Annotated in this window: 23 protein-coding genes; 6 read left to right on the top strand and 17 right to left on the bottom strand. The window is 44.2% G+C overall.

What is annotated here, in order from left to right; all coding sequences use genetic code 11:
• Positions 1–4: 4 nt before the first annotated feature.
• The 12 genes from flgK to V7R55_RS03625 all read right to left on the bottom strand — a co-directional run bounded on the left by flgK (position 5) and on the right by V7R55_RS03625 (position 11,685).
• The gene (gene flgK / locus V7R55_RS03680; protein WP_334057441.1) at positions 5–2,047 is read right to left on the bottom strand and encodes a flagellar hook-associated protein FlgK; all 2,043 of its coding nucleotides are present in this window, start codon (positions 2,045–2,047) and stop codon (positions 5–7) included.
• 41 nt (positions 2,048–2,088) lie between these two features.
• The gene (gene flgJ / locus V7R55_RS03675; RefSeq protein WP_334057439.1) at positions 2,089–3,039 is read right to left on the bottom strand and encodes a flagellar assembly peptidoglycan hydrolase FlgJ; all 951 of its coding nucleotides are present in this window, start codon (positions 3,037–3,039) and stop codon (positions 2,089–2,091) included.
• A 61-nt stretch (positions 3,040–3,100) separates the two neighbouring features.
• Positions 3,101–4,213 carry a flagellar basal body P-ring protein FlgI gene (locus V7R55_RS03670; protein WP_334057437.1) on the bottom strand — a complete coding sequence of 371 codons (1,113 nt, stop codon included), beginning with the start codon at positions 4,211–4,213 and terminating at the stop codon, positions 3,101–3,103.
• Positions 4,214–4,234: 21 nt separating this feature from the next.
• Positions 4,235–4,915, bottom strand: a complete 681-nt coding sequence (gene flgH, locus V7R55_RS03665; RefSeq protein WP_334057435.1) for a flagellar basal body L-ring protein FlgH — start codon at positions 4,913–4,915, stop codon at positions 4,235–4,237.
• Positions 4,916–4,926: 11 nt separating this feature from the next.
• A complete protein-coding gene (gene flgG / locus V7R55_RS03660; protein WP_012517631.1) occupies positions 4,927–5,715 on the bottom strand; it encodes a flagellar basal-body rod protein FlgG in 789 nt (262 codons plus the stop codon).
• A gap of 46 nt (positions 5,716–5,761) precedes the next feature.
• Positions 5,762–6,505, bottom strand: a complete 744-nt coding sequence (locus V7R55_RS03655) for a flagellar basal body rod protein FlgF (RefSeq protein ID WP_334057432.1) — start codon at positions 6,503–6,505, stop codon at positions 5,762–5,764.
• A gap of 223 nt (positions 6,506–6,728) precedes the next feature.
• Positions 6,729–8,114 (bottom strand): flagellar hook protein FlgE, encoded by a 1,386-nt coding sequence (gene flgE, locus V7R55_RS03650; protein ID WP_334057431.1) that lies wholly within the window; start codon positions 8,112–8,114, stop codon positions 6,729–6,731.
• A gap of 14 nt (positions 8,115–8,128) precedes the next feature.
• Positions 8,129–8,815, bottom strand: coding sequence for a flagellar hook assembly protein FlgD (flgD, locus tag V7R55_RS03645; protein WP_334057429.1), 687 nt, complete (start codon positions 8,813–8,815; stop codon positions 8,129–8,131).
• A gap of 31 nt (positions 8,816–8,846) precedes the next feature.
• Positions 8,847–9,269 (bottom strand): flagellar basal body rod protein FlgC, encoded by a 423-nt coding sequence (flgC, locus tag V7R55_RS03640; RefSeq protein WP_334057427.1) that lies wholly within the window; start codon positions 9,267–9,269, stop codon positions 8,847–8,849.
• Positions 9,270–9,271: 2 nt separating this feature from the next.
• Positions 9,272–9,706, bottom strand: a complete 435-nt coding sequence (gene flgB / locus V7R55_RS03635; RefSeq protein WP_334057425.1) for a flagellar basal body rod protein FlgB — start codon at positions 9,704–9,706, stop codon at positions 9,272–9,274.
• Positions 9,707–9,909: 203 nt separating this feature from the next.
• Positions 9,910–10,740, bottom strand: a complete 831-nt coding sequence (locus V7R55_RS03630; protein WP_334057423.1) for a CheR family methyltransferase — start codon at positions 10,738–10,740, stop codon at positions 9,910–9,912.
• Between the two features lie 15 nt (positions 10,741–10,755).
• The gene (locus V7R55_RS03625; protein WP_025254324.1) at positions 10,756–11,685 is read right to left on the bottom strand and encodes a chemotaxis protein CheV; all 930 of its coding nucleotides are present in this window, start codon (positions 11,683–11,685) and stop codon (positions 10,756–10,758) included.
• 270 nt (positions 11,686–11,955) lie between these two features.
• On the opposite strand from V7R55_RS03625, the gene flgA reads away from it, so the two are divergent.
• The 3 genes from flgA (at position 11,956) to flgN (ending at position 13,596) form a co-directional block, all read left to right on the top strand.
• Positions 11,956–12,675, top strand: coding sequence for a flagellar basal body P-ring formation chaperone FlgA (gene flgA, locus V7R55_RS03620; protein WP_334057420.1), 720 nt, complete (start codon positions 11,956–11,958; stop codon positions 12,673–12,675).
• A gap of 103 nt (positions 12,676–12,778) precedes the next feature.
• Positions 12,779–13,108: a flagellar biosynthesis anti-sigma factor FlgM gene (gene flgM / locus V7R55_RS03615; protein WP_334057419.1), complete on the top strand. Its 330-nt coding sequence runs from the start codon at positions 12,779–12,781 to the stop codon at positions 13,106–13,108.
• Between the two features lie 56 nt (positions 13,109–13,164).
• A complete protein-coding gene (flgN, locus tag V7R55_RS03610; protein WP_334057417.1) occupies positions 13,165–13,596 on the top strand; it encodes a flagellar export chaperone FlgN in 432 nt (143 codons plus the stop codon).
• A gap of 126 nt (positions 13,597–13,722) precedes the next feature.
• Here the strand turns inward: flgN and V7R55_RS03605 are convergent, their stop codons facing one another.
• Positions 13,723–14,160: an LPP20 family lipoprotein gene (locus tag V7R55_RS03605; protein WP_438823571.1), complete on the bottom strand. Its 438-nt coding sequence runs from the start codon at positions 14,158–14,160 to the stop codon at positions 13,723–13,725.
• 333 nt (positions 14,161–14,493) lie between these two features.
• On the opposite strand from V7R55_RS03605, the gene V7R55_RS03600 reads away from it, so the two are divergent.
• The 3 genes from V7R55_RS03600 (at position 14,494) to V7R55_RS03590 (ending at position 18,450) form a co-directional block, all read left to right on the top strand.
• The gene (locus tag V7R55_RS03600; protein ID WP_334057413.1) at positions 14,494–15,675 is read left to right on the top strand and encodes a flagellar assembly protein T N-terminal domain-containing protein; all 1,182 of its coding nucleotides are present in this window, start codon (positions 14,494–14,496) and stop codon (positions 15,673–15,675) included.
• Positions 15,676–15,828: 153 nt separating this feature from the next.
• Entirely contained in the window at positions 15,829–16,509 is a 681-nt protein-coding gene (locus V7R55_RS03595) for a transglutaminase-like cysteine peptidase (protein ID WP_334057411.1), read from the top strand.
• 6 nt (positions 16,510–16,515) lie between these two features.
• Complete coding sequence (locus V7R55_RS03590) at positions 16,516–18,450, top strand: bifunctional diguanylate cyclase/phosphodiesterase (protein ID WP_334057409.1); 1,935 nt, start codon at positions 16,516–16,518, stop codon at positions 18,448–18,450.
• Here the strand turns inward: V7R55_RS03590 and V7R55_RS03585 are convergent.
• From V7R55_RS03585 to V7R55_RS03570, 4 genes are all read right to left on the bottom strand, one after another.
• On the bottom strand, positions 18,425–19,021 hold the full coding sequence (locus V7R55_RS03585) for a response regulator transcription factor (protein WP_334057407.1): 597 nt from the start codon (positions 19,019–19,021) through the stop codon (positions 18,425–18,427). The genes V7R55_RS03590 and V7R55_RS03585 overlap by 26 nt on opposite strands.
• Entirely contained in the window at positions 19,021–20,388 is a 1,368-nt protein-coding gene (locus tag V7R55_RS03580) for an HlyD family type I secretion periplasmic adaptor subunit (protein WP_334057404.1), read from the bottom strand. The genes V7R55_RS03585 and V7R55_RS03580 overlap by 1 nt, the downstream gene beginning before the upstream one ends.
• Positions 20,385–22,484, bottom strand: coding sequence for a type I secretion system permease/ATPase (locus tag V7R55_RS03575; protein WP_334057968.1), 2,100 nt, complete (start codon positions 22,482–22,484; stop codon positions 20,385–20,387). The genes V7R55_RS03580 and V7R55_RS03575 overlap by 4 nt, the downstream gene beginning before the upstream one ends.
• A gap of 76 nt (positions 22,485–22,560) precedes the next feature.
• On the bottom strand, positions 22,561–24,507 hold the full coding sequence (locus tag V7R55_RS03570; RefSeq protein WP_334057402.1) for a TolC family outer membrane protein: 1,947 nt from the start codon (positions 24,505–24,507) through the stop codon (positions 22,561–22,563).
• Positions 24,508–24,719: the final 212 nt, after the last annotated feature.

Below are 24,719 nucleotides of genomic sequence, written 5' to 3'. Positions count from 1 at the left end.
TCACCTACCTTGCTGACTGCAAAATGGTATTAAATAATTCTTGAGCCGTAGACAAAATTCGCGCTGCGGCAGCATAGCTTTGTTGGTACTTAATCAAGTTTGCCGCTTCTTCGTCTAAGCTTACGCCTGAAACAGACTCAAACCAGTTTTGCGACTGTACTTTCATCGCTTCAGCGGAAGCCAATGAGACACTGGCCATTGATGCATCTTCACCAATGCGCCCTACCATAGACGCGTAGGCATCTTGAAAGGTTCTAGGCCTATTCGTCGCTTCGCTACTCACCTGTACTTTATTTTCATTTTGAAGAGCAGCTAAATTAAGCGCATTGCTGTTGTCGTTAAAGCCATCTGTATTATAGCTAATTGAAAAGCTATCCCCTGCTTTTGGTACACCGTCTAAACTGAGATCAAAACCAGGGTCCGGGCTTATTCCTGCCTGAGTAATAAGATTATTTAAATTTGTTGTTCCTGTGACAGTTGCTAACACTGTACCGCTTCCATCTAATACCTCGTAGGTATCTGCAGCGGTAAAGCTAATTTGAGCTGGCGCTGTGTTTAAAAGGCCACCCGCGCCGTCAAAGGCAGAAGTGCCCACTTCGGTATTTGACACTGTTACATCTACAATATTGGCACTGCCTAAATTTGTGCTATCGGCCCCGGCTCTTACGGGATTAGCGAAAGCCAAATCTTCGGGGCGATTAGTGGCTAAACTTATCTTTGAAGCCACGTCTTTAGTGGGTTGAATTAGAAACTCATTGCCAACGGTGTAAGGGTCACTGCCTGCAAAGTCTATTTCAATACCACCAGGCAGTTCATTAAACCCAGGCGATATAGCAAAGTTTGAAAAAACAATGTCATTACCTGAGCCATCTTTTTTCGGTGTGCCATCTGGATTTAAAAACGTAATTTCTATTTCGCTGGGCACGCCTGCAGCAACAGCAGTCACTTCAATTTTATAATCGGCGTCAGTTAATTCAGCACCTTTACCCTCGGTAATCTGCGCAGTAACAACATAGTCGCCATTGGTATCTTCGTAGGCTAAACCTCTGAACGAAGGAATATCAAAAATATTACCGCCAATTTGACCATCTAAATCCATACCCAATTTATTCTGCGTATTCATCGCATCAGCGAACGCAACCGACAGTTGACCGACGTCACGCATTGTCGGCCCTAACACTTCATTGCGATACTCAAACAACCCACCCAATGCGCCGCCAAGGTCACTTTCCAAAATTCGTAACGATGCATTGTTCTTTGTTTGTGAACCAAAGTCAGTTTCTAACTTTATTTCTTTTGTCGTTAAATCGGCACTAGAGCTTAACTCAAAGAGATTAAATGCACCGTTTTCTAGTACGAGAGACTCGCCCGATGTGAGATTAATAGTAACTGCGCCGTTTTGGGTAGTGCTTTCTTTTACCGTGATCCCCATTATTGAGGCAAGCTCGTCTATGGCCTGATCTCGCTCGTTTAGCAACGCACTGGGTTGGTCGCTCGTATTGTTGCCGTTGGCAATCACAATATTGCGGTTTAAATCACCAATGTTGCCTATTAGGGTATTCGCTCTGTTAACCATTGAAGTGAACTCCAAATTGAGTTCCTCTTCTTTTTCTAACATATAGTCAGACAGCGTTCTCATACGGTTGTAAAGTGATTCAGATTTACTTAGTACCTGTTCGCGAGATGCAAGATTTGTTGGATCATCAGCGGCAGTTTGTAACGCAGAAAAATATTCGCTTAGCCCCTTTGAAATCGAGTTAGCTTCGCTGGCTAGAAGATTGTCTATTGCCGTAGTTTTACTAGAAAACGCTTCGAGCTCACCCACTGCAGTAATATCGCGACGTAACTGGTTCTGCGCAAATACGTTGATTACCCGCTCGGTGTTGCCAATCTCAACACCAAATACTTGACTGTTTTGAAGCTCAGTGCGCTCACGAACATAGCCAGGCGTATTCACATTAGCAATATTGTTACTTGTAGTTTGAAGTAACTTGTTGCTAGCGTTTACGCCACTTGTGGCTAATGAATATAAATCAACAGAACTCACTGTATTCTCCTCACCTATAGCACCTGAACTATGGCCCTAAACTATGGCATTAACGTGTTAAGACGTTCGCTGTTATAAACAGCCATTATCTTACTGGCATATTCAGGGTCAGTAGCGTAACCGGCGTCTTGGAGCGCACTTGTATAACGCGCAGCATCTGAAGCATTTTCCACAGCATGGCTATAGCGAGGCTGTGTGGTAATAAAACGTCCGTAATCTTCCATTGCATCTTCTACTGATGAGTAAGATCTAAACGCCGCTTTTTGTTTCTGTGGCAGTCCATTGCTAAACTCCAATGTATCCACAACCGCTTGCTCTCCTTGCCAACCTTTGTTGGCTTTTATGCCAAACAGATTATGCGAACTAGTGCCATCGGACTTGTGAATGACAAATTTTCCCCATCCCGTTTCTACAGCCGCCTGAGAGACGATTGCTTTTGGATCCATGCCATATTTTGCTGCGACTTTTTCGGCAATAGGCATAAGGCTCTCAACAAAGTGCTCCGGACTTTCAAACATGGCGTCTTTTTGAGCCGCCTGTGTTTTTATTGAGTTAGATGAAAGCGCTATATCTTGCGCTTCAGCTACCTTGTATTCACGGTTTCTATTGAGCGATGAAATATCACCGTCGCTTCTAATCACGCTTGCTGGTGTGTAGCTATCTTCAGATTGACCAAGCTGCTTCACAATCACATCAGCTAGACCTAAGCCTCCGCCAGATGTTAAATCTGTAGCAAGCTGCTGGTCGTGCATGTCGCGATAAAACTTTACTTGTTGCGAATTGAATGGACTATTTTCGTCAGCAAGGGCGTCTTGCGCTTTACGCATCGATTTCAACATCATTTGCACAAATATTGCCTCGAACTGCTGTGCAGCTTCTTGCAATACTGTTTCATCGCCTGACGCAATAGCTTCGCGCATTTTGTTTATGCTGCCCATATCATGAACATTACGTGCCATATCAAGCTGATTTTTTGTGCTTAATGATTCCATCGTATTTATTCCGCTGTAACCCTGTATTATTCCTATCGAATGCTTTTAAAGACTACTTGTTTTAGATGATCACAAGCTCGCCGCGTAGAGCGCCCGCTTGACGTAGAGCTTCTAAAATTGCCATTAAATCACCCGGAGCAGCGCCAACTTCATTAACCGCGCGCACCAGCTGATCAAGAGTGACGCCTGGCTCGAACTTGAACATTCTGCTATCAGCTAAATCGACATCCACAATTGACTGTGTGGTCACCACGGTTTCACCGTCGGCAAATGCATTGGGTTGAGCAACCTGCTGGTTTTCAGAGATCGTTACTGTTAAACCACCGTGTGTAATTGCCGCAGGCAGTAAGCGAACATCGCTGCCTATTACGATTGTGCCGGTGCGGCTGTTAATCACAACGCGTGCTGGTGCATCTGCCGGCGTAAATTCAAAGTTTTCTAGGGTAGCCAAGAAGCCAACTCGCTGACCAACATCACGTGGAGCAGTAACTCGAACCGATGCGGCGTCGATGGGTTTTGCAATGATGTAGCCATTTTCAGGCTGCGCACCCAGTCTTTGATTAATAGTGTCAGCTAGCGCTTTTGCCGTCGAAAAGTCAGGATAATGAAGGTTGAGTGTTAGCGTATCCCCATTGGCAAAACCGCTGGGAACCGAACGTTCTACCATGGCTCCATTTGGAATTCTGCCCACGGTAGGTGTATTGACGACAATTCTCGAGCCGTCGCCGCCCTGTGCGCCAAACCCGCTCACAACTAAGCTTCCTTGCGCTACTGCATAAACTTCTCCATCTACACCCCGAAGGAAGGTCTGCAGCAGGGTCCCACCTTGGAGACTCGACGCTTCGCCTACCGAAGACACCGTGATATCTATGGTCTGACCCGGCTTGGCAAAAGCTGGAAGTTCTGCGTGGACTGCAACCGCCGCTACGTTTCTGATTTTTGGCTTAGTGTTAGCATCAAGGCTAATACCAAAATTACGCAACATGGTTCTAAAACTCTGCTCGGTGAAAGGGCTCTGCTCCCCTGTCCCGGGTAAACCGACTACTAATCCATAACCAACTAATTGGTTGCTTCGCACGCCCTGTATACTCGCTAAATCTTTGATACGCTGCGCCGCTGCTTGAGAAGATAAAAGCAATGAGAAAACGGCTAGTACTACAGTAAATAAACGCATGTTCATTCTCCTACCTTAAACCTAAAGAGGCCACCAAGCTGAATCAAAGAATTTGGTCAACCAGCCTTTTTCTTGGGCGCGAGCAAAACTGCCTGTCCCCGAATATTGAATGCGTGCGTTGGCCACTTTTGTGGAAACAATTTCATTTTCCGGGCTAATGTCGGCAGGGCGAATAATGCCGGTGAGACGAATATATTCATCACCTTGGTTCAGGGTAAGCCACTTTTCACCGCGGATAACCAGATTATTATTCGGAAGCACATCTACAACGGTTACAGAAATAGCACCATTTAAGCTGTTGCTTTGATTGGCCGTTGCGTCACCAGAGAAATCTCGAGATGAACTTATTCCAAGTTGAACTGACTCCCCACCAATATTTATTGCTTGCCCAGCAAGCCCAGTAATAGGGTTTAGATTAACGTTCGAATCTTTTGCTGTACTAGTGTCAGCTGACTTACTCGCCTGGGTATTCTCGCTTAGGGTAACGGTAATAATATCCCCTACTCGTCTGGCAGTTACGTCAGAATATAGGTTATTAGCCAACCGTGAACGAAATAGAGAACCATCTTCCACTACCGTTTCACGCGGGTAATCTGGCACAACTGGCGCAAACGACGGGTCGTTAGCCTGAACAGGTGGCTCGTTTGTACTGGCGCAGCCGCCAAGTAGAAATAGTGCAACAGATAAACCTAAAATACGCATGACGCTACCTATTAAAGTTGCTGGATAACTTGACCAAGCATTTGGTCAACTGACGATATGACTTTCGAGTTCATTTCGTACAAACGCTGACTTTCAATAAGGTTTACCAACTCTTCGGTCACGTTTACATTTGACGTTTCAAGGGTTCCTTGAGAGATATAACCTAAACCTTGAAGCCCAGGGATACCTTGAATAGGTGCACCGCTTGACGCCGTCTCAACAAAAAGGTTCTGCCCCGTTGGCTGAAGACCAGTTGGATTCACAAAGTCAGAGATATTCAATTGACCTAAAACCTGTGGCTCTGCTTGTCCACGAATGCTTACGCTTATTTCACCATCTTGCGAAATAGTGATTTGCTGCGCATCTTCAGGGATAGCAACTTCAGGCTGAAGCAAGAAGCCAGCACCAGACGTCACAATTTGCCCTTGGTCATTAAGTGAAAACTGACCATTTCGTGAATATGCGATAGTGCCGTCGGGCTGAAGAATTTCGAAATAGCCTCGCCCTTGTATCGACATATCTAGCGCATTTTCAGTGGTGAGCAAGTTGCCTTGCGTATGTGCTTTTTGCGTAGCGACCACTTTTGAACCTGAACCGAGCATTAGTCCAGAAGGCAATTCAGTATCAGCAGACGAGCGACCACCTGGTTGATTAATGTTTTGGTAAAGTAAATCTTCGAAAACTGCGCGGTCTTTTTTGAACCCTACGGTTGATGCGTTTGCAAGGTTGTTAGACACAACCGCTACATCGGTTTGTGCGGCGTCTAGACCGGTTTTACTAATCCACAGTGCTGGATGCATGTTAACCTCCGACGTTGCCCAACGGGCAACGGTATTTAAAATTCATTTACAGAATACGTAGTAGCTGATTACCGCGAGTATCAAGCTCTTCTGCTTGTTTCATCACTTTTACTTGAAGTTCGTAATGACGCTGAAGACTGATCATGTCTACCATCTCTTCAACAGCATTGACGTTAGAACCTTCAAGCATGCCAGACGCCACTTTCACGTTAGCGTTAGCCGGCGCAACCGAACCATCTTCCATTCTAAATAAGCCGTCAGTGCCCCGCTCCATATCTGCATAGTTTGGAGAAACTAACTTAAGACGTCCGACTTCCTCGATAACATTGGCTGGAGCACCTAGCTGCCTCATAGACAAAGTGCCATCAGCGGCAATGTTAAGATTATCTAAAGGTACTGGAAGAAAAATTGGCCCGTTGTCACCGAGCACCACACGGTCGTGAATGTCTGTCAAAATTCCGTCGTCGCCTAATTTGAAGTTGCCGTCACGAGAATAGGCTTCTTGTCCATTTTGATCTTGTACCGCAAACCAGCCATCGCCTTGGATTGCCACGTCTAAATCGCGGTCCGTTTTAATCATTGGGCCTGACTCATAGTTATTAGACGGACTTTCAGTCATAGAGAACACGCGGGTTGGCAAACCTTCGCCGTAAGCGGGCATCGATCTCGCTTGCTCTAATTGAGCTCTAAACCCGGTAGTCTGCGCGTTAGCTAAGTTATTGGCTCTAACCCCAGTGCCTAATAGGTCTTGGGATGCGCCACTTGCTGCAATGTAGAGAAGTTTGTCCATGACTGACTTTTGACTCTGATTAAACCTTAGACAAGATTTAGCAAAGGCAATGCCAATGTGTGGATTTTTAACTCAGGTAGAAAATATGGTGTGTATTAAATTGATATTTAAAGGAAAATAATAGAGCCGCTGTTCTGCGGCTCTTTAAAAGATCGGCAATAGTGGGGACTTGGACGCCAACGTATTGCCGCTTTAATATTCTAAAAACGGCCCTTTATTTTAACTATCGAATGTTCAGAATAGTCTGGTTCAATGAGTTGTTAACCTCAAGGGCTCTAGAGTTAGCCTGGAAGTTACGCTGAGCTATAATCATATCGATAAGCTCGGTTGTCAGGTTAACGTTCGCTTGCTCAAGGGCAGAAGAATTAATTTCACCAAATGTACCGGTTGTAGCTTCACCTGCTAGTGCCTCACCCGAAAGAATACTTTCTTTCCACTGTGTGCTGCTCTCTTGTGTCAGGCCTTGCTCATTAGAAAAGCGAACAAGCGCCACACGAACAATCGGCTCAGAGGTTCCGTTAGAGAAGGTCGCGCGAACCAAGCCATCAGGGCCAATATCAATACCCGTGAGTCGTCCTACCGGCAAACCATCTTGTTCTAGTGACGTCACCTCAAACGCTGAAGCAAACTGCGTTGGTTCGTTTGGCGTAGCGTTATTTACATCGAGGTTGAAATCAATGCTTATCTGCTGCGTAGGGTCCGAGCCATTTGCGAGGATACCCGCGCCTAGTGCTTCAGTTTGCATTTTGAAATCTAGCGTTGGTAAGCCATCTGGCGTTTCCATACCAGAGAAATCACCACCTTGAGAGAAGATGAGTTTAGATGCAGTTACCGCATTACCTGTATTACCGCCAACCGAGTTAACTGCTGTTGCCGGGTCAGTGTCAGCACCAGTAGAGTCTGTCATATCAACAAGGGTATCGTCGATTGCTGTAGCAACGTACCATTCGTTATCAACGCCAGGCGCACCATCTTTAATGAAATAATAGGTCATAACATGACTATCACCTAGTGAATCATAAACGGTAACCGATGTTGCCGCGTTGTAAGTCAACGGATCTTCAGGGTTGAAGTCTTGTGGGTCTAATCCAACATCACCGGCTGGGAGGTTCATACGGATATCGACTTCAGAAGTTTGCTGCGGTGAGCCAGAAGAATCAGGAATGCGAACAGGTTCAGTGGTACTTAGCGCAACTGATGCACTCGTTCCATCGGCATTGACTGGAAAACCGAGAAGGTTGTCGCCATTACTGTTTACAACAAAGTTGTCACTATCAAGTTTAAATTGACCAGCACGTGTGAATGAAAAGTCACGTGACGTAATTTCAGGTACCGTCGCAAAGAAACCATTACCAGTAATCGCGAGATCAAGCGACGTGTTAGTAAACTGCAGGCTACCTTGAGAAAATTGCTGCGCAACTTCCTGAGTTAGTACACCGTCACCTACTTTTGTTTTACCACCCGCCAAAAGAGATGCAGCATAAACATCACCAAATTCAGCACGTGATTCTTTAAAGCCAACCGTATTTACGTTTGCGATGTTGTTGGCGGTTACATCCAAATCTTTTTGTGCGGCCGATACGCCACTCAGTGCAATATTAAAAGACATTATTGATTCTCCTACTAACTGCCGATTTGAATGACGTCATCAAGATTGATACTGACATCACCATCCAAATTCAAAATTACGCCCTGACCACTACCGGCCAAGCTGACACTTCCAACATGACGATTAACGGCAGTGTTAAGCTGAACACCTTCGCCGTTTAGTTCGCCAGTGGCACTGATAACATATTCACCGGGTGCCATCTGGTTGCCATGTTTATCTTTGCCATCCCACTCAAACTCAATGTTGCCGGCACTTTGTGTTCCTGCATCAATGGTTTTGATGACCTCACCGAACTGGTTCTCAATGCTAATAGTCATATTTTGAACCGTTTTCTCGTTTACTATGACGCCAGAGAGCCCTTCACCTTCGTTCGCCATGTAACCGACATTACCTTGAACTAGCACGTTTTGACCGATAAGACTCGATGCTTGCAATGCTTGATTCGAAGTCATTGAAGCCGCGAATGATTCGAATTTTTCGTTTAGCTGGGAGATGCCGTCTGCCATCGTAAATGACGTCATCTGCGCCACCATCTGATCGTTATCCACCGGGGCCGTAGGATCCTGATTAGCAAGCTGTTCAGTCAACATTGAAAAGAAATCTTCTTGCGTTAACTGCTGCTCGGTACCATCGGCAACTTTGACAGTTTCTTCCTTCCAGTACAGATCCGTATTTAAGCCGGTGTTGTTTATGGTGTTCACTGATTAATCCTCACATTATTCAAGCGGCAAATTACTGCCCTTGACCTAACTGCAGTACGCGGCGGAAGATTCGCTTAGTGGTATCCGCTACCTGTACGTTTGTTTCATACGCTTTAGACGCTGACATCATATTTGCCATTTCTTCTACAATGTTGACATTAGGTTTATAGATATAGCCTTCTTCGTCCGCCATTGGGTTATTAGGGGCATATTCAACTTGGAGCGGTGCGTCGCTCTCCACTATTCCTTTAACCTGAACACCTGTACCCTTTGACTGATCGCGCATAGCATCTTGCAACGCCGTTGCAAAAACAGGGTGACGAGCTCGATAGGTTTCGTCATAGCTACTACTTACCGAGTTTGCATTAGCAATATTACTCGCAGTGGTATTAAGACGGACATTTTCGGCCTCCATACCTGTACTCGAAATTTGCATTACATTAAATAAACTCATGACTATTGACCTCCTGAGCTAAGTGCTTTTTTCATGCCCTTAATTTTTCCATTCAAAAACTCAAGGCTTGCTTGGTAGCGCAATCCATTGTCTAAAAATCGGTTTCTTTCCGCCTGAACTTCTACCGTGTTACCGTCACCCGTGTCTGGCTGGGTTGGAACGCGATACTGCATGTCAAAATTTGCCGCTACAGACGAAGGGTTGCCGCCTAAGTGGCGCTCATTTGTCCGCACTAATCCCGAAGTGGCATGATTTGTTGCGCCGCCGGATGATTCTCTCATCGCTGACTGCATGGCTTTATTGAAATCAATATCTCTTGCTTTATATCCAGGCGTATTCGCGTTAGCTAAATTCCCTGAAATAACCTCCATACGCTCTGTGCGTATCTTGAGCGCAGACTCGTGAAAGCCCACCAGCTTATCTAGGTTAATAGCCATAACATGACCTCTGACATACATTAAAAAACTTTTGTGTCGACAAGCTAAACGGAAAGTTACAAATTAGCGTTTTGCCGTTTTACTGTCGTTTGCAGAAATAGTTAGCAAGGCAGATGCCATAATGGGATTTTGACGGGAAGAAGAGGCGCTAACGATCCGGATTGATATATAAAATGCTTTATATATCAATCCGATAAATTAGGTTATTTTTTTTGATAGTAAAGACCGGGGTGACACTTCACCATACTGTAAATATCACTCGCAGCACTTATAGACTCTGACGCGCCAAGAAATAACACGCCATTGGACTGCAGCTGTCCGGCAATTTGTTGCAGGATCCGTTGCTTAACTTCTGCTGAAAAGTAGATCAATACATTACGGCAAAACACGATATCAAAGCGACCAAGCGCGGCATAACTTGTAAGCAAATTCAGACTTCTAAAGCTCACCATTCGGCGGACTTCAGGTTTTACCTGCATTAGACCTTCTTCGTTTTGTTGGAAAAACGCTTGTCTTCGCTGTGGAGATAAACCTCTGGCAAGAGACAACTCGTCGTAAATGCCAGCTTCGCACTTTTGCAGCATCTCAGAAGACAAATCAGTAGCGACAATTTCAACGCCCGCCCTAAGAGCCCCCGGACGTTGTCGCTGAAATTCAAGCACAGACATTGCGATGGAGTAAGGTTCTTGCCCTGATGAGCATGCAGCACTCCAAATGCGAATCTTCTGATTTTTGGTTGATAAGGATGGCAATAAATCCTTTAAAAGAAGGTCAAAAGGATAGTTATCGCGAAACCATAAAGTTTCATTCGTTGTCATTGCGTCTATAACGCTTTGAAGCAAGTTTCTATCAAGACCACGTACGACAACATCAATCAGTTCGTCTGCAGACTCGTACTTGTGTTTATAAAGCAACGAAGCCAAACGGCTGCGGACGAGATATTGCTTATTCTCCCCCAATACTATGCCGCATTGCTTTTCAAGAAACTCTCTAAACTTAAGATAGCTCGCAGGCGAAACGTCTTTATTAGCCAATCCTTTTCTGCTCCGTTATTCGCACTCGGTCATCAGCCACTTCTGTACAGCTGTCGCTAATTCGTCTGGGTGGAACTTCGCAATAAAGTCGTCTGCCCCCACCTTTTGCACCATGGCCTGATTAAACACCCCACTTAATGAAGTGTGTAGGACGACGTGAAGTTTTTGAAGCTCAGGAATATTTTTAATTTCTGCAGTAAGGGTATAACCGTCCATTTCCGGCATTTCAATATCCGAGACGAGTACACCAACGCGGTTTGTCACATCACCGTACTCTTCGGCAATTTCTTTAAGTCGATTGAGTGCTTCAAGGCCATTTTTAGCCAGCTCAATTTCTAGGCCTAGCGATGTAAGCGCCTTTTTCACCTGATTTCTCGCTACTGCCGAGTCATCAGCAATGAAGATAATTTTGTTTTCTTGCCCTTCTGTCGTTAGTCCTTCAGCGACATCAGCACTAACTTCGGCATTAAGCGGAGAGATCTCGTTGAGAATTTTCTCTACGTCTAATATTTCAATGAGTTCATTTTCCACCTCAGTGACTGCCGTCAAATAGCTGGCTCGCCCTGTACCCTGCGGCGGCGGCATGATGGCATCCCAGTTAGTGTTGATAATGCGCTCAACAGCACCAACCAAAAAGCCTTGGACAGAACGGTTGTATTCAGCAATGACGATAAACGCGTTAGAGAGGTCTTCAATTTTGCGACCACGTGTAGCCATGCTTAAATCGATAACCGAAATCGTTTGGCCTCGAATGTGTGCAACACCTCGTACCAATGGATTTAATTTTGGCATCGCAGTAAGCGGAGGGCACTGCAAAACCTCCCGTACTTTAAATACGTTGATACCAAATCGTTGACGGCCGTTCAGTCTAAACAGCAACAACTCTAAGCGATTCTGCCCAACAAGCTGCGTTCGCTGGTTTACCGAATCTAAAATACCCGACATAGGTCACCTCTAAGTAATACTGGGCATGATCATTGCCTCTTATGATAAGCATAGACAATATCACTAAATTTTTGCAGGTTAAACGACAGAAAAATGACGCCAAAGGTTTGTTCGAATTTCGATAGCGCTTCAACATCGTTAATTAAATCAGCACTGGTTGAAGCATATACGATGCACCCTTTGACTAAAATACTTTGGTAAAACCTGATTTTTACAAATGTAGATTTCACTAAGCATAGCCAATTAATCGTAAACTGAACACGAAAAGTCATGATGAAAAAGATAAACGAAAAAATGCGTATTAATTTATGTCGCTCGTTAGCCTGCTTAGTAGTCGGTTTGCTAAGTGCGCATTGCCATGCAGCAGCGACCAACCATGAGCAAGTTGAAGAAGGTGCCAAGAAGTACTTGATAAATCAACTTAACGATAATGCGCAAGATACTAACATTGATGTGGATATTGTGAAGATAGACGATCGGATAAATATCCCAGAATGTCCAACCGGTTTTCAATACAATGCGTCACAGGAGGCGTTGAGCCAATCCTACATATCGGTTCGAGTAAGCTGTAAAAATAACGAGTGGTATTTATTTACCAGCGGACAAGTAACACGAACAAAAGAAATTGTGGTGACTCAGGGCGCAATTAGTCCCGGTACAGTTTTAACTTCATCAAATTTAACCAAGGCAAAAGTTGACGTAAGACGACTACGCCACACAGCATTTACTGATTTAGAGTCATTAATTGGCGCTCGAATGAAGCGCCGCATTACAGATGGACAAGCAATACAGTCAAATATGCTATGCTTTGTGTGCAAAGGCGATAGAATAACGATTACCGCAGAGATTGCGGGAATGGAAGTTAAGACAGCTGGAATAGCACAGCAAGATGGTGTGGTTGGTGACAATATAAAAGTGATAAACGCCAGTAGTCAAAAGGCTATAATTGCTAGGGTCGCAAGCCCTGAAGAAGTCGTGATACACTTGTAAAAGTATGCGCTAAATATCTACTATTTTGTTCTCAATTTAGCTAAAGATATTTGCCAAATGGCCGATATTAATTACAGAGGCAAAAAAGTAGTGAGGACTGGATATGGCAATTAACAATATAAACAATGGGTTACCCAAAACACCCGTTGATAATGGGAAAGTTGCGCAGCAAAATCAGACGCAACAATCTCAACAACAAGCTTCAGCGCAATCGGCACAAACCGCACAAGCGCCAAGACAAGATTCTGTTTCTTTGACACAGTCTGCTCAGCAGCTAAATCAAGTTCAGAAGAAAGGAACTGAGGCGCCTGTTAATCAGGAAAAAGTAGATCGCTTAAAGAAAGCGATCCAAAGTGGTGATTACAAAGTCAATCCTGAAGTGCTTGCTAATAAAATAGCGAAACTAGAATCCGAGATTTTTGGGACTAAGTAATTCGACGCGAACAAATTAAGGTCTTTTCAACAGACACGGTTAATGAGATAAGTACAGTGACAGAACAAGCGAGCCAGTTAACTCAAGCATTATCACGTCAGGTGGAGCAAATGACTTCACTAGCGACGCTGCTTGAAAAAGAACTGCAGCTGATAAGTTCACGTGATGCAGAATCTTTAATGAATTTGTTGGATGAAAAAGCAGACCTTCTAACGTCCATACAAAATTTGGACGCCGAGATTGAAAATGCTATCAGCAGTGAAAATTCAATGTCGGAGGAAGACGAAGCGTTAATGACTGACGCTAAGAAGCTTCTCGAAGATTGCAAATATCGAACACAGGTCAATCAAAAAGCCGTTGAGCAAGGACAGCTGCGCCTCACACATTTGCGGAATTTGATGATGGAAGTTCGAGCAAAAGAGTCACTCACTTATGACAAAAACGGAAAGCCGAAAGGCGGAACCTTAGGTTCTGGAGTGAGTGCTTAGTTATCTACGTCGCCTTTTAACGTCGCGGTTTATTAAGCCCATCTGCTGTTAATTTCACTTTGTGACTACGCACCTTTATTTACTCCATGATGAGTTTGCTGGTCCCGCTTCTCTTTGGGTTTGTTTCTAGTAATACTTCACATCCTTCACTCGACGTGGCTTTGCAGTCGACAAGTAAATATCGTAAACCTGCTTCATATCCAGAGAAAGTTCGGTAACGTAGGTATCATCTCCCACAGGATACGTCTTAACTACCTCGGCACCTCTAATTACTCCCTCAACCGACGCGCGTAATGTTTCGCTGTCAACGATAAGACCCGATACAGACTGTCTACCTTCAATTTTTTGACCATATACCTGCTCGGTTAACTCACGGTATGCATCTAATTTTGACGCTTTCATTGCCATGATCAATTTCATACTGTCGGACTCGCCATTTTGCGATGAAATTGGCGCATAGCCTACCGCTTTTAAAACAGGATAAGTTTCAGGTTCAACGGTTTCCCATTCGACGTGTTTATCAATAATGCCGCAACTGCTCAATGATATTGCCAGGCTAAACATGGAAGACCGCAAGAGTAATTTTGAATTCTTTAGTCTGTTCAACCACATAACTTAAAACCTCTGTGTGCATCAATAGTGAGTTAGTGACGTCTAAATGTTGACCTTATTAACCTTTATAAGCTAGTCGCATTTAAACAAAGCGTTATGAACAAGATCTAACTCTATAAAGACGCTTTGCAGTCACCTATCTTGGTAATGGGGAAACAAGCAATAAATGCGCCCGTTTTCTCTTAAAGATAACTCCCCTCTTTAATTGGCACTTTTTTCGCATAGTTTCCACATAGGTGACGACATTATGTAAGCGCAATAGCTAAGCGACCACAGAGGTGCGACGTGCGACAAACAAGCAGAACAACGCTAATGGCATGTTTAAGTAGAGCCATGGCGGCAGTTTGCCTACTTGGCCTTATGGCGGGGCAATCCCATGCCGTTTGGTATGAAGCCACGGGACAAGCGGTAGTAATGAGCGGTGACAAAGAAGCCGCAAAACGCGCAGCAACACAAGACGCGCTTAAACAAGCTATGTTGTTCGCTGGGGCATCAGTGCAAAGCGTAGCCAAACTAACAAATGGGCTTTTGAAAAACGAAGAAATGACTATTCGCTCAACGGGTGAAGTCGAGCAGTTAGAACTCGTGAGTGAAACTTATAATGGCGATGTAATGACAGTTAGTGTGCGTGCAGACATTTTTCCAAAAGGAAAAGCCTGCTCAGCGCAGAACGACGAAAAGCACTTTGCTACAACTCATTTTAGAATAAGAAACAGAGCACAACTGACCCAAGGAAATATTCCGCACTTTGATAAGGCGTTTACACAGCGATTAGCTAAGGCAATGCAAGAACAGACTGATAACCTCAGACTAACTTACGTTGCTCCCCATACGGCAAAGTTTGATAGCCGTTATACCGACAAAAACGTTCGTACGCTATCAGATCAAAGTAACACGCAATTCGTTATTATCGGGGTTATCGATGATGTAAGCGTTACGCAAAAAGAGGCATCCGTGTTTACACCGTGGCGAAGCGAGACTTCGCATCGTTCGTTTGCGATGTCTGTACAAGTTTATGACGGAATAAACGGCGGTCTGTTGTTCAGTTCCTCTTACGATACTAATGAAGAGTGGACGTTTGATAGGTTTGAAGACGTAGATGAATTTTCATCGACCTTTTGGCAATCACGCTACGGTCAAGCAATTGACACGTCAATCAGTCAATTAATAGAGGATATTAAAGAAGCGACAGCCTGCCAACCAGTTACTGGGCGAGTCATCAGTATTGCGAATAATAACATTTCGGTATCTCTCGGGCGAGATAATGGCATTTCTGAAAAAGATGAACTATACCTGTATCAGGCCAAAGAGGTGGTCGACAATCGCGGTAGAAAATATCTTCAATATACGCTCTACCCCGGTACATTTATTGTGGATAGTGCATTTGGCAATTCGTCTGTGGTAGTCAACACCACGACGGGAATTACAGCGAATATTCAGGAAAACGATTTTGTAGTTAAGAAGTAAGTCAGCTTTCTCATTATCAATTGCTTATCGCTATGGTTGGAATATCAACAAGGCCGTGTTATACCTATAACAACGTATTATATTCGATACTTAAAATTTAGGTAAAGACAAGTACTCTACCTTATACTTTAGTATGACCTACACAAATCAAATATGACCCTTTCTCTGTTTGCGTCGCATTGCTTAGCATTAGTAGCCTTGCTACTGGCTGGACAACAACTAAGGGAGCACTATTTCATCGAGTTTCCAAAGTTAAAAGAAGAAGTTAAAAATAATTTTGGAGCTGACAAAGCATTACACGTCAATGCGCTTGAATCTAAACTTCATGACCTTGAAAATAAGGCCGTCAAAGAGCAACTTATCGGTGTTAACACTTTTTTTGACGAGCACATCCAGTACGCTACCGACGATATAGTGTTCAAACAAAAAGACTATTGGGCTACGCCTTCGGAACTTTTTGGCCATTCTCGCGGAGATTGTGAGGATTATGCCATTGCAAAATACGTAGCTCTGCTACACTTAGGTATCGATAGTTCTAAACTTCGTCTTATTTATGTAAAAGCGAAGATTGGTAGAAGCCGAGTAACGCAAGCCCATATGGTTTTGGGATACTATGATTCCCCTTCATCAGATCCTTTAGTACTCGACAGTTTAGTGTCTAATGTGTTGCCAGGCTCCAAACGTACGGACTTAATTCCTGTTTTCAGTTTTAATGATTCAGGTATTTGGCAGCCAGGCAAAACTGCACAGGTTTCCTCATCCACCAGCAGACTATCAAGGTGGCGTGATGTTATTGAGCGCATGAAACAGGAGGGGATTAGCAGAAGGTCTTAGGAGTCTATGTCAATAACAAGAGAGTTATGGCTTGCCATAGCAGTCGTTATCCTTGTTGCAATTGCCGGTAGTGTCACAATTCACGGGTTTACTACGAAACAATACGTAGAAGAGCAGCTTTATTCAAAAAACCTAGACAATGCAAGTATGCTTGCCCTAACTCTAAGCGGGCTTGAAAAAGATCCTGTTTCACTAGACCTCTTCATAATGTCGCAATTCGACATTGGTCACTACGCTTCCATTGTACTTCAAAAATCTGACGGTGAAATTGTCTCTGCACACACTCATGAAGTGCAATTAGATGAAGATACACCAAAGTGGTTTTCAGATAATTTTTCTCCCATAGTCAAACCTGGTGTCGCCCAAGTAAGCGAAGGTTGGGGTCAGTACGGCTCGGTTTATGTTGAAACAGACACTAGTTTCGCCGTTGCGTCTATGTGGCGAGCCACGCAACGCCTAATTTTAGGCTTATCGCTCGTAGGGATATTTCTAGGCCTATTGGGAGGCTGGGCGCTGCGCTTCATTATTCGCCCTCTTGATGGCGTTGTACGCCAAGCAGAATCCTTTCAAGAGATGCGGTTTATTCAACTTAAAGAGCCTCGCACATTAGAACTAAGACGCGTAGTTCGCGCAATGAACTTTCTCGCTACTAATTCGAAAAAGATCATGGAAGAAGAGAACACGCGCCTCGATCTGATGCGCTATAAAACCCAGTTTGATGACGAGTCTGGAGTCGCTAACAGAGATTACTTCATTTCAATCTTAAAAGGGCAGCTGGCTTTCAGAGACACTGAAGGGGTGAACTGCCTTTTCTTCGTAAGATTTACCGAAGGCGAAGGTTTCTTGCGCTCACCAGCGACTATCAGAAAAAAGCGTATTCGCGATTTCGTAGAGGAAATTAACGACAGCCTTTCATTACATCACGATAAATTTACAGACAGTCGTATTGCAAGAATGCAGAAAAATGAATTTGCTATTTTGCTTACAGAAACTCATGATGCCGTTGCCATATCAGAGGCAATTCACGGTGCTTGCTTAAGCGCGTTCAGCAACAAAGGGGATCCTAAGGTATTTCAATCTGTTGTTAAACTTCGCCCTGACGACAGTTTTTCTGCCTTGTTAATGCGGGCAGATGCGATGATTGATGAAGCAGAGCTGGTAGATATGGACGAACCCTTCATAGAGTCCACACTCAAAGAATTTATTAGCTTAGTAGAACAAAAACGCTGGGAAAAAGAACTACAAAATACTATTGAAGAATGTGGCGTAAAAACCTTTAACTTCCCCGTTTTGGATATTGATCGCAATTTGGTGCACTACCAAAGTTGGGCGGGCGTCACTATCGATGGCGAACTAAGAAAAAGTGGTTATTATACCCACTGGGCTCGCTATCTGGGGCTTTTACCCCAGCTTGAGCTAACTACGGTTACCAGCTTAATTAACTATATAAACCGCACCAATACAGACTCGAAGTTTGCCTTTTTGTGTTCTGAGCAATTAATGCTTAATCCTGAAGTTCTTGCTCAACTTTATTATCAAATTGGAAGCAACGAAAAAGCCGCAAAACAATTATGCCTTGAGGTGCGAGAATCCACCGCTACGCGCTTCCCCGATGAGTTTAGAGACTTTTGTACAACGCTCAAAGCCAAAGAATGCGAAGTGGGTTTAAAGCGAGTTGGAGAATCCTTCTCGCAATTGTTGAACGTTCAAGAGATGGGATTGGATTATGTGAAAATCGATTCAGCGTTTATGGCAGATATCGACTACAACCCAGCCAATCACGCCTTTATACGTGGCTTCTGCTCTCTTGCCCATACTTTTGGCATAAAGGTCTATGCAGACGGCGTAAAGCGTTCAGATTACCAAGAACTGTTTATTGAATTAGGGATAGACGGTGTGGTCTCGCATATTGAAGTTATAGAGCATCTTTTAGATGACTAAACTCACCTATACGAAGCAATAAACTTATCCGGTCTTTCGCTTCAAACTTATGAAGGAGCGTACCTACATATTCTTTAACGGTACGCTCAGTAATACCATGCTCTCTTGCTATCTCTTTGTTACTTAACCCTTCCAAAATACCATTCAATACATCTTTTTCTCGGTTTGTAAGCCCTTGCAATGAGGGTAGAACCCGCTTCGTTTGCATATTAGCGGCTATATTTGATGTGGTCTGTGTTAATAACTCATTGGGCAACCACATGCCTCCCGCCTCAATAACACGTGCTACTGAAGAGAGAAGAGATTGTGTACCCAATGCATGGCAGTACGCTCTAGCGCCTGACATCAACGCCGTTTGCATTTCTGTCCGGTCATATTTGTAAGTTAGCAGTACAAGGTTGTTAACTTTTTGTTTGGCCTCTATTAGCTGTTGACGCCAGCTATCATCTGTTGTCAAAACCCAAACGCAATCGCTCTCATCACACTCCAACTGAGTAACACTACTATAACTGGACCAAGTGTAGTGAGTCAGTGCACCTTGTAAGTCTTTTTCAGCAATGAAATGTCTCATTAACGCTCCCTCAGCGCAGAGGCTGTCACATTAAACAAGGGCGATAAAATATAGTTAAGTACCGTTTTCTTACCTGTCAAAATGTCTACTTGCACAATCATACCTGGCAAAATATCTAGAGACTCATCGGCAATACTGCGCTTTGTTTCTAGCCTTACAAGGTAGTAGGTTTCATCTTTTTCATTGGTGATAGCATCTGCGCTAATGTGCTGAACTTCAGCCGTCATTCCGCCATAAATGGTAAAGTCGTATGCACTAAATTTCAGAATGGCCGGCTGCCCTTCTCTTATAAATGCGATATCCTTTGGTGAAACTTTTGCCTCGACAATGAGCTGATCATCTTGAGGAACAAGCTCAACAACCGCACTTCCAGGCGTGATCACACCACCCACCGTGTTGATAAGTAGCCGTTGAACCGTTCCATTAATCGGTGAACGCAAGTCAGCTTGCGATACCACATCTTCTAAACTCGTTTGAGACTGCTGTAAGGTTGCCATTTCAGCGGTGGCATCGGTCAATTCTTGATTCCAGCGATTAACAAGCTTCAAACGCGCTTCTTCTTTCTTGATAATTTCTTCTTCGATGGCATTAAGGCCTCGCTCAATGGCGACTTTAGACTTTGTGATATTGCCTTCTAGCTCTACTATTTGACGCTCTAATCGAAGGATTTCTATTTCTGAAACTGCACCTGATGCCAACAATGGTTTAGTTACCGCAAGCTCTTTTTTTGAAAGGGATAATACGTTCTGATATTGGGAAAGATTTGCCCTTTCCTCTTCAACATCCTGTCGACGCTGCATGATACGAGAGTCAGACCCCGCCGCTACTTCATCAAGTTCAGCTAAATTAGAGTTGTAAAGCTTTCGCTCGTTATCAACAATAGTAGGCGCCTGTTCGCGAAGATTTCGATTAAAACGCAACACTTCTCCCTGAGTCAGTGCTGACAAGCGCTGAACCTTCGCAGCAAGTGCTGCAAATTGCGTGGTATTCTCTTCCAAACTGGACAAAAAACGTGTCGGGTCTACTTTCAACAACACCTGCCCTGCTTTAACCGTTTGTCCTTCGCGTACTAAAATCTCCTGTACTATCCCGCCATCGTAAGACTGCAGCACTTGAAGCTGTTGAGATGGAATAACTTTGCCATCACCTTTGGCTACTTCGTCGATTTCTGCGAAGTAAGACCACACCACCAAAAGAAACAGCGCTATAACTACTGCATAAAGTAAACCACGGGCTTTCACTGGCGTTTGCATAATGCGCGACCATTCTGCTTCTAACACCCAATCTTGACCAGGAGGAGGCGCAAGCCAGCCTCGCATTAGCCGCTGCAACCAGTCTTTTTTCCCACCATCACTTTTCAAAATCATGGCGCCCTCTTCAACACTTGACTGGATTGTCTGAACTGCACTAGCACCTCTTCCTTTTTACCATCGGCAATCACTTTTCCGTTTTCTACTACAATGACCCGTTCAACCAAATCGAGTAATGTGGTTCTATGCGTATTAATAATAAGAGTCTTGCCCGCTGTCGCCGCCTTGATCGTTTCCTTCATTTGCGCTTCGTTAGTTGAGTCCATGGCTGAAGTTGGTTCATCCATGATATAGATTGCCGGATCTCGTACTATGGCCCTTGCCATCGCCACAGCTTGACGTTGCCCGCCAGATAACAAGCAGCCGCGCTCGCCTACATTCTGCTCTATGCCACTGGCGCTTCCATTAACAAGCTTTGCCAAACCACACTGAGTAATGACTTCCCAAAACTCAGCGTCGTCGATATGTGTGTCATCTGGCAAAATATTGTCTTTTAGTGAGCCATGAAACAGGCTCACGTCTTGCGGTACATAGCCTATTTGTTTACGTAGTAGCGTAGGGTCATACTGCTGAAGGTCTATTCCGTCCAACAAAAGTTGCCCGGATTCAGGACGGTAAAAAGCCATGAGAAGCTTGTTTAACGTTGACTTTCCGCACCCGTTTTTGCCCAAGATGGCAACGTGTTCACCTTGCTTGATAGAGAAGCTCATGTCTTTTAGTGCAAGAACGGTTTCGTCGGGATACTTAAAGCAGAGCTGGCTAGCGTCAATATTTCCTTTAAGTGCAACGTTGTTTTTTATTTGTTTATTACTGCCTGTTTCACTTGGCAGCGACATAATGTCATCAAGGGCATTCTTTGCCGTTTCAGCGTGATGAAATTGCGCAAGCAATGCAGCAGCCTGTGAAACCGGTCCCATCGCTCGGCTTGATAGTAAATAAGCAGCAATCAACCCACCTTGTGTGATTACCCCCTCAATAATGAGGTAAACGCCAGTAAGGATGATAACCACCCCCACCGATTGCTGGATCCAAAGTGCTGCATTATTTACCGACATTGATACTAAACGGAGTTTAGCGTTCACTTTGGCAAGGAAGATAGTCTGCTTTTCCCACGCACTTTGGTTTCTACTTTGGTAACCGAACGCTTTAACGTCCTCTAAAGACGTTACGCTTTCAGTCACAAGCGAGCTTTTACGAGAGCTAATTTCCATCGATTCTTCAGACAAAGAGCGCATTACCCGCTGCGCTTTCATTGCATAAAGAAAAAGCGCAGTGGCCCCAATAAGGATTGGAATGATCAGATAGAAATCAATCATGGCGATAATGACTACAAACAGTAGCCCAAAAGGTAAATCAACCAGTGCCACTAAAGTGACAGAACCAAAGAACTGCCGGATACTTTCAAAAGACTGTAGACTATTTATAAATGATCCACTTTTGGCAGGTTTACTAGCCAAGTTTATAGACAGCACTTGTTCCATTATTTTTGCCGATAGCGTGACGTCCAACCGACTCGCCGCCAATTCAACGAAGTACTGCCGAAGCATGCGTAGTGAAAAATCTGCCGCTAGCACAAGTAAAACACCAACAGCTAGCGCCCACAAGGTCTCCAGCGCTGCGTTTGGCACCACCCTGTCGTATACATTCATCACAAACAAAGGTAGTGCGATGGAAAGCAAACTTATAAATACAGATGCTAAGAGTACGTCGCGGTATAAACCTTTTGCCGTTCTAATGGATGACCACAACCAATGTCCTACTGATGACTTGTCTATCTGCGCGTTGGTGTCTTGCGCGTTCATTTCGGGCCGAGCAAAAATGACATACCCTGTATAACTAGCACTTAGCTCATCTCTTGGCACTTCGATCACTGCATCATCGAGTTCTGGGTATGAAACTCTGGCATGCGTTTTGTCAAGCCCATGTAATACGCAGGCTTGCTTATCACTGAGCACTAAAACCGCAGGTAATATTGCAGTATTGATATGATCTAAGTCGCGTTTTACCGTTCTGCTAGCGAGTCCAGCTCGCTTGGCCGCGCGCTCAAATCCTGTGGGCGATAGTTCACCTTGCTCTAAAGGCAACCCGCTAAGTAGGCTAACACGAGACACTTCCAAATGATGCGCATGACAGATTGTTATTAAACAATCCATCAATACGCCACCTTGTTTCTGCAAATAGGATATGTCTTCCAATACCTTCTTTTCCTTCATATAGGCTTACACATCGCTATTCGTTAGTAGGAAGCTGGATAATAGCCGCTTCAATTCGGCGATTTCGAGCATTTGCTTCATCTGATTCTTCATTAACCAGTGGACGACTCTCTCCGTAACCAACCGCAGTAATTCTTCTTGCTTCTATATTGGCTTTGGTCGTCAGCAACGACGCAACTGCCTTTGCTCTGCGTTCAGACAAGCGCTGATTGTATGCCGCATCGCCATCTAAAGAAGCATGGCCGTGAATGATGACGCCAGAATTGGGGTCGTTGTTGAGCGCATTAATAACGTCTTGCAGCGAATTTTCGTACTTCGGCAAAACCTCCGTCGAATTAGATGCAAATTCAATATTGACGTTGAAAGACTCTAATATATTCGCATTGTCTAACGTGAAGTCTGCAGCACTTGGCTCTGGCACCATCTCAGGCTCTTTGGCTTCACAGCCGAAATCATCTACCATAGCGCTCGGCGTTGAATCAACACAGTCATCCCATAAGTCGACAATACCGTCACCATCAGTGTCCCGTTTGAGTATATTCAACTCATCTTCAAAGTTGGTGCGAACGGCTGGGCAGACGTAGTTGGGATCATAAGTAATTTTTTCTTCTGCTTTATCTAATACGTCAGGCACGCCTTCTTTTGTGATCCCTAATGTATTCGCCAAGCTCCCAGAAGCTGCAAGCAGCCTTACGCGAGCTTTTTCCAGTGTATATTGCGCCTCTAAATACGCGCGACTTGATTCGTAGTACTCATTTTCTGAATCAAGTAAATCCAGTAGTGAGCGTTCACCTATGGTAAATTGGTCCATATACGCAGACTTCACTCGGTCTGAAGATAATCGATGAGCATTAAGTGAAGGTAGCTGCTCAGTAATATTGATAATGTCGTTATAAGCAATTTGTACCGTTTGTCTCATATCGATACAGGCTTTGTCCCGCAAGTCTTTTGCTAAATCAACCTGCGACAATGCTTGTCGAATCGCTGCTCGGTCCGAACCGCCGTTATACAAGTTATAAGAAAAATTAACGCCAACGCTCGCCTCGGTAATGGTGTTATTTAATGCAGCTTGATCTCGAGTTTGCGCACCATAACTTGCGGTCAGGTTTACCTGAGGGTGGTAAAGACTTTTTGCGCTATCAACCGCATAACGTTGTGCATCTATATTGTAAATAGCAGCGTTGAACTGAGGATTGGTGCCGTATGCACTGGTCAGCAACGATTGAATATCCGTTACATTTGCATCAACGAACGCCGAATTTATCGTTACTGATTGAAGATATTGAGCAGGTTTTTCGCCCACTAATCGCAAAAAGCGTGCAGTTACATCGTGTAAGTTAGATAGCTCAGTCAAAACATTAGACTCGGCTAGAGACAGACGACCACTGATTTGTTCTAAGTCAGCTCTGCGACCGACACCTGCCTCAACACTCTCTTCAATTTGTTTGAATACATCTACGTGAGTAATCAAATTTTCTTCAGCGAGCTTTAAAAGCTCCCGGAACAACTGCACATCCATATAAGCTAGAGATGTATCAAGAGACTTCTGCTCTATTTCGCCCATTAGTTCGAAAAAGCGTACCACTTGTGCTTGCTTAAAACGCTTAACCTCACTGCTAGTTAAGAACCCATCATATAGCATTTGGGTTAACGTAATTTGCCCAGTATGCCCCATGTATTCGCGATCTAACCCATAGTTTCTGTCGGTATAAGCACTAGAGGCCAATACATCTACCTGAGGGCGAAAGCCACCACGCGCAATATCGACATCTGACATTGCTACTTGAAGTTGTCGCCAACTGGCTTGCACTTCTGGATTTTCGTTTACTACCTTGCGTACATAGTCTTCCAAGCTGACAGACGAGTTACCAACAACATTACTTTGACCAATAGCAGCATGGGCTAGCACAGCGCCAGTTGCCCCAATAATAACTCTGGTAAGCACTGATTTCATGAACTTCATACATACGTCTCACTATCTAAAAACGAGGCGACATTTGTGTCGTTTCTTACTTTTAAAAAGTAGACGCTGCGTATCTTTCTGCAAACTCAACTCACAATTATTAGACTAAAAATTAATAAATTAGGGGTAACTACCTAGGTTTTATACCAAAGGATATGTGCCACCCGTACTACGGTCCGGTAACGAGTTGGAAAAGCCCTGCTACGCTTTTT

Origin of the sequence: Alteromonas sp. S005, from assembly GCF_036864475.1 — a bacterium.
Classification (GTDB): Bacteria; Pseudomonadota; Gammaproteobacteria; order Enterobacterales; family Alteromonadaceae; genus Alteromonas.
The sequence above is the reverse complement of the archived record's forward strand: the minus strand, read 5'-3'. Positions and strand labels throughout refer to the sequence as shown.

What these genes read in the sequence shown, in the direction of transcription:
- V7R55_RS03590 (WP_334057409.1), top strand. Translation starts at nt 16,516, where the DNA reads ATGTCAATAACAAGAGAGTTATGGCTTGCCATAGCAGTCGTTATCCTT.
- V7R55_RS03625 (WP_025254324.1), bottom strand. Translation starts at nt 11,685, where the DNA reads ATGTCGGGTATTTTAGATTCGGTAAACCAGCGAACGCAGCTTGTTGGG.
- flgM (WP_334057419.1), top strand. Translation starts at nt 12,779, where the DNA reads ATGGCAATTAACAATATAAACAATGGGTTACCCAAAACACCCGTTGAT.
- V7R55_RS03605 (WP_438823571.1), bottom strand. Translation starts at nt 14,160, where the DNA reads ATGTTTAGCCTGGCAATATCATTGAGCAGTTGCGGCATTATTGATAAA.
- V7R55_RS03595 (WP_334057411.1), top strand. Translation starts at nt 15,829, where the DNA reads ATGACCCTTTCTCTGTTTGCGTCGCATTGCTTAGCATTAGTAGCCTTG.
- flgC (WP_334057427.1), bottom strand. Translation starts at nt 9,269, where the DNA reads ATGAGTTTATTTAATGTAATGCAAATTTCGAGTACAGGTATGGAGGCC.
- flgE (WP_334057431.1), bottom strand. Translation starts at nt 8,114, where the DNA reads ATGTCTTTTAATATTGCACTGAGTGGCGTATCGGCCGCACAAAAAGAT.
- V7R55_RS03580 (WP_334057404.1), bottom strand. Translation starts at nt 20,388, where the DNA reads ATGATTTTGAAAAGTGATGGTGGGAAAAAAGACTGGTTGCAGCGGCTA.
- flgG (WP_012517631.1), bottom strand. Translation starts at nt 5,715, where the DNA reads ATGCATCCAGCACTGTGGATTAGTAAAACCGGTCTAGACGCCGCACAA.
- V7R55_RS03570 (WP_334057402.1), bottom strand. Translation starts at nt 24,507, where the DNA reads ATGAAGTTCATGAAATCAGTGCTTACCAGAGTTATTATTGGGGCAACT.
- flgH (WP_334057435.1), bottom strand. Translation starts at nt 4,915, where the DNA reads ATGCGTATTTTAGGTTTATCTGTTGCACTATTTCTACTTGGCGGCTGC.
- flgB (WP_334057425.1), bottom strand. Translation starts at nt 9,706, where the DNA reads ATGGCTATTAACCTAGATAAGCTGGTGGGCTTTCACGAGTCTGCGCTC.
- V7R55_RS03575 (WP_334057968.1), bottom strand. Translation starts at nt 22,484, where the DNA reads ATGGATTGTTTAATAACAATCTGTCATGCGCATCATTTGGAAGTGTCT.
- V7R55_RS03585 (WP_334057407.1), bottom strand. Translation starts at nt 19,021, where the DNA reads ATGAGACATTTCATTGCTGAAAAAGACTTACAAGGTGCACTGACTCAC.
- V7R55_RS03655 (WP_334057432.1), bottom strand. Translation starts at nt 6,505, where the DNA reads ATGGACAAACTTCTCTACATTGCAGCAAGTGGCGCATCCCAAGACCTA.
- flgA (WP_334057420.1), top strand. Translation starts at nt 11,956, where the DNA reads ATGATGAAAAAGATAAACGAAAAAATGCGTATTAATTTATGTCGCTCG.
- flgJ (WP_334057439.1), bottom strand. Translation starts at nt 3,039, where the DNA reads ATGGAATCATTAAGCACAAAAAATCAGCTTGATATGGCACGTAATGTT.
- V7R55_RS03670 (WP_334057437.1), bottom strand. Translation starts at nt 4,213, where the DNA reads ATGCGTTTATTTACTGTAGTACTAGCCGTTTTCTCATTGCTTTTATCT.